Genomic DNA, 1,930 nt, shown 5'->3' on the forward strand with positions numbered 1-1,930 from the left:
CACCGTCTGCGGAATCTCCTGCGTGTCGTTACTGGCGATCAAACCGAACTGATACGTGCCAATCTCCGAGGGTGTGGGCGTAAAAATCAAATTACCATTGCCATCCAGCTTCCCCGTGGGTAGATTTCCCGTGCTTTGCATCCGATAGGTAACGCGATTGCCACTGGCATCAGTCCCCGACAGCGGTACTTCTAGATATCCCCCCGGTCGCACCGTCAAGTCAAAGTTTTGCCCGATCGTATTTCCCAAATCCCGCGTAATTGTCTGCGCGATCGTGCCCACATTCCCCGCAATATCCGTCGCCTCTACCGTCAGACTATTCGTGCCATTGGCTAAACCGACATTATCGAACTGAAATCCACCCGTACTATTGGATGTCGCGGCTGCATTCGTTGGCAATAACTTCACGCTCGTATTCGCCTCGGTAGTACCTACTAGCGTAACGGTACTGCTCGTCGTGCGCAGATCGCCCACGGGTGGCGTATCGGATTCCGCTGCCAGGTTCAAGCTCACCGTCGGTGCCTGGTTATCGAGCGTGAAGGTAAACGCAAATACGGTTTGACTGCCACTGCTATCCTTTGCCAGCAGATTCAGCGTATGCTGACCATTGCTCAGAGTGCCCCCCGCAATTTGGTCGATCTGCGCCTGCGTCAACGTAAACGCACCATTGCTCAAACTCGGCAGAATATCGACATAATTTGCCACGGGCGTGCTATCGAACCCAGCTTTAAACTCCGTGGCAGTGCCGCCCGTCACCGTACCCTGTACGCTGGGATCTGATGTAATTTTGTCGGTATTGGTACTGTTGTTAGGTGCAGTATCTTTGACCAGATCGGCACTTAGCTGCAATCTAGCCACATCCGTCACCGTGGCGACTCCATTAAATGTGATGTCCTGCTTTGCCCCCACACTGCCAAACAAATCGAACCTGCCGTTGCTGGTAAACGTACCCGCACTCAAGATCTCGCCACGTATGTTAGCCGCACCATTAAACGCAATATTTCCTTGGGAAATGACTCGCAAAGCATCGGTTATGCCATTTGTACTCGTATTACCACCAAAGGTAATGCCCCCATTCCCATTAGCTAGCAGAGTCTTGCCCGTAAATTTCACCTTACTATTAACGTTAATCGTGCCTGAAGCTAGTAGCGAGATATTGGTATTGTTCTCTCCACCGCTGAGACTGATACTGCCATTATTGGCAACCAGCACCACGTTATCGAGGAGATGGTTGGCACCGTTAAAGTTAATATTGCCATTCTCAACGATGATGACGTAATTGCGGAGCTGCACGTTTGCGGGAATGTTTAACCCACCAGAGGCGATCCTTACTACGGTTGGCACTGTGCTCGTCCCCCCAGGCGGGAAAACCGCATTCCATTGACTGGCATTATTTATCGGACTTTGCTGGGGATTAAATGTCACTGTTGGTGTCCCCGCTGGAAGCCTGGCATTTAACTCCTGACTCCTGACATCGCTATAGCTGGTCACAACCACAGTTTCAGCCGGAATCACTGTCGGCGGAATCAGATTAGACCTCTTGCAAATTAGCCAACTGAGGAGCCTTGAGAGCGTTCAAAATTGTAGAGACCAGCAATTAGATTGCAACGCAAACCAAAGCGGTGACGACGATTGCGATAGCGTCCAGATAAGATGCGGAAGATCTTCAAGCGGCGATTAACATGCTCAATGCCAACCCGTTGGCGCGCAAGTTGGCGGTTGAACGCTTTCTGCTCAGGCGTAAGCTGACCACCTTTCGGTTCTTGTGGGGTAAGCGGCAGTAGAGATGCAGTTTCTGGATGCCTTGATAACCCTTGTCCTGCAAACTCTCGGTTTGAGGATGGAAAATGGATGCCAGAAGCTTTGAACAGCTTGAAATCATGCCGTCGCCCCTTGCCGAAAACGTACAGATAATCTGCCCAGTAAGAGC

Annotated in this window: 2 protein-coding genes; both read right to left on the bottom strand. The window is 51.1% G+C overall.

The annotated features are described in order from the left end of the window. Positions 1 to 1,491, bottom strand: a 1,491-nt coding sequence (locus tag PSE6802_RS30570) for an Ig-like domain-containing protein (protein WP_225902752.1), incomplete at its 3' end; no start/stop codon positions are given. Positions 1,492 to 1,547: 56 nt separating this feature from the next. After that, positions 1,548 to 1,930 (bottom strand): transposase family protein (locus PSE6802_RS35125; protein ID WP_318655562.1); only part of this gene is annotated, 383 nt, incomplete at its 5' end.

It is taken from the genome of Pseudanabaena sp. PCC 6802, from assembly GCF_000332175.1.
Lineage (GTDB): Bacteria > Cyanobacteriota > Cyanobacteriia > Pseudanabaenales > Pseudanabaenaceae > PCC-6802.